This is a genomic window from Xanthomonas sp. SHU 166 (assembly GCF_000364685.1).
Lineage (GTDB): Bacteria > Pseudomonadota > Gammaproteobacteria > Xanthomonadales > Xanthomonadaceae > Xanthomonas_A > Xanthomonas_A sontii.
In genome coordinates this window covers 1-2,466 of sequence record NZ_AQOJ01000223.1, presented here as the reverse complement: position 1 = coordinate 2,466, position 2,466 = coordinate 1, and the positions used below count along the sequence as shown (strand labels likewise).

General features: G+C 65.0%; 3 protein-coding genes and 2 tRNA genes. 3 read left to right on the top strand and 2 right to left on the bottom strand.

Annotated features, from left to right (window positions below; translation table 11 throughout):
* A tRNA-Gln gene (locus tag D180_RS07390) sits at window positions 1-72 on the bottom strand.
* Window positions 73-113: 41 nt separating this feature from the next.
* A tRNA-Met gene (locus tag D180_RS07385) sits at window positions 114-190 on the bottom strand.
* Window positions 191-310: 120 nt separating this feature from the next.
* Here D180_RS07385 and D180_RS07380 point away from each other — a divergent pair.
* From D180_RS07380 to bfr, 3 genes are all read left to right on the top strand, one after another.
* Window positions 311-922, top strand: a complete 612-nt coding sequence (locus tag D180_RS07380) for an RNA pyrophosphohydrolase (RefSeq protein ID WP_010341422.1) — start codon at window positions 311-313, stop codon at window positions 920-922.
* 80 nt (window positions 923-1,002) lie between these two features.
* Window positions 1,003-1,212 (top strand): (2Fe-2S)-binding protein, encoded by a 210-nt coding sequence (locus tag D180_RS07375; protein ID WP_017912292.1) that lies wholly within the window; start codon window positions 1,003-1,005, stop codon window positions 1,210-1,212.
* Window positions 1,213-1,315: 103 nt separating this feature from the next.
* The gene (gene bfr / locus D180_RS07370) at window positions 1,316-1,786 is read left to right on the top strand and encodes a bacterioferritin (protein ID WP_017910327.1); all 471 of its coding nucleotides are present in this window, start codon (window positions 1,316-1,318) and stop codon (window positions 1,784-1,786) included.
* The last annotated feature ends 680 nt before the right edge of the window (window positions 1,787-2,466 follow it).

Genomic DNA, 2,466 nt, shown 5'->3' with positions numbered 1-2,466 from the left:
CTGCCCCGGATGGATTCGAACCACCGAATGCCTGAGTCAGAGTCAGGTGCCTTACCGCTTGGCGACGGGGCAATGCGGACTGCAAGTATCGCACGCCTTGGGCGTACACACCATGGTGGCTATGGGTGGACTCGAACCACCGACCCCAGCATTATGAGTGCTGTGCTCTAACCGGCTGAGCTACATAGCCCTGGTGAACCGCTAATTCTTATGGAGAAGCGGGCGGCTGTCAACGGGTTTCTGCGCTGCTTGTGGCCCGGCCGCAGCCATGGCAGAGTCGGAGCCAGTAGATTTTTCAGGAGTCCGCATCGTGATCGATCCGGACGGCTATCGACCGAACGTAGGCATCGTGCTGATGCGGCCGGATGGTCAGGTGTTCTGGGCACGCCGTGTGCGCCGGGACGGCTGGCAGTTCCCGCAAGGCGGCATGAACACCGACGAGACCCCGGTGGAGGCCATGTACCGCGAGTTGCGCGAAGAAACCGGGCTGTTGCCCGAGCATGTGGAAGTGCTCGGCGCCACCCCCGGTTGGCTGCGCTATCGCCTGCCCAGCCGGGCTATCCGCCGCAACGAGCGCCAGGTCTGCATCGGCCAGAAGCAGGTCTGGTTCCTGCTGCGGATGCAGTGCGACGAGAGCCAGCTGAACCTGGAACTGACCGAGACGCCGGAGTTCGACCACTGGCGCTGGGTCGATTTCTGGTACCCGGTGGAGCACGTGGTGCTGTTCAAGCGCGGGGTCTACGCGCGGGCGCTGCGCCACCTGGCGCCGCTGGCGCAGACCATCGCCGGCGCCGGCATCCGCGCCATGCCGACCCTGGCCCAGGAGGCCTGGCTGCCGGGCAATACGGCGGGCCACGAGCGGCCGCGCAAGCGTCCACGCAAGCGCGGCGGGCCTTGGGCGGCGCGGATTAATAACGATTAACGGGCGGAATTGACAACCATTCTCACTTTGGTTTGAATGGGCGCTAGGCGCAGTCCGCGCCGTCCGCCGCCAAGCCCGCCGTGTACGTCTGCATCTGCAATGGGGTCACCGATCGCCAGATCCGCGAAGCCGCCGAAGCCGGCTGCCGCAGCGTGTCCGAACTGACCATGCGCACGGGCTGCGGGGCCACCTGCGGCTCCTGCCTGGACATGGCCGGCGACCTGCTGGAGCGCGCGCTGAGCCGCGAGCTGCCGTTGCCGGTGCTGGGCGGCCTGGCCCGCGCCGCCTGAGGCCGTCGCCGCGCTGCAGCGCGGGATGATCACGATTCGCGTTCCTTCACGTCGCAGCGCGATTCGCTAAAGTCTGCGCTTTCCGGCTTACGCGAGCGATGCAATGAAGGGCGACAGCAAAGTCATCGAGTTCCTCAACAAGGTCCTCTACAACGAGCTGACCGCGATCAACCAGTACTTCCTGCACGCCAAGATGCTGAAGAACTGGGGTCTGAAGGAACTGGCCGAGCACGAGTACAAGGAATCCATCGACGAGATGAAGCACGCCGACAAGCTGGCGGACCGCATCCTGTTCCTCGAGGGGCTCCCCAACTTCCAGGCGCTGGGCAAGCTGCGCATCGGCGAGAACCCCAAGGAAATCCTCGAGTGCGACCTGGCGCTGGAACAGGACGGCACGGTCACCCTGCGCGAAGGCATCGCCTACGCCGAATCGATCCAGGACTACGTCAGCCGCCAGCTCCTGGCCGACATCCTGGAATCGGAAGAAGAGCACATCGACTGGCTGGAAACCCAGCTCGACCTGATCGACCGGATCGGCGAGCCGAACTACCTGCTGACCAAGCTCGACGACTGAATCGTCGGCGCATCACGCCGCGGCGCTGGCCTGTGTCCGCGCCGCGCAGGATGCTGTTCGCTCTGCGCTCCGGGATGGCGCTGACATGCACGTGCAGGAGTCAACTGGCGAAAGTCGTCGCTGATCCCGAACAGCAGCACATGCCGCTCCTGCGCGAATCCATGCGGCCGACATGGCATCGGCATCGCACCACCTCGCTCTCCTGTGGGAGCGGCTTCAGCCGCGACGCGTTGATGGTAATCGTCGCGGCTGAAGCGGTTACTGCACACACCGGCAGGCAGCGACTGCGGCGGTACCGCGCAAGCGCAGCGAGACCTTCCTGTGCGTACCAACCGCAATACTTTGCTGCTGAATCTCGCGGCGTCCTCTGCGCGTGAACGCAGGCGGAGCATGCGGCTTGGCGAAGGTCATGCAGGTGCACCACGACAGCCATGCATGCACAGCGCCACTGTTCCTGTAAGAGCGGCTTCAGCCGCGATGGCGTTACCGATAGCGCCTTGTCGCGCTGAAGCGCTCCTACAAGAAAGGCAGTATGCCGTGCGTCGATGTCTTCGATGCACTGTGGCCGGGTCTTGCGGGCGATCGTGTGCCTGCAGACGCGCCGTAGCGCGATACCGCGCTAGGGTTCGGCGGGCTCGGCGGCATCGCGGACACTGGCGCGGTAGCCGCTCAGCGCCAGG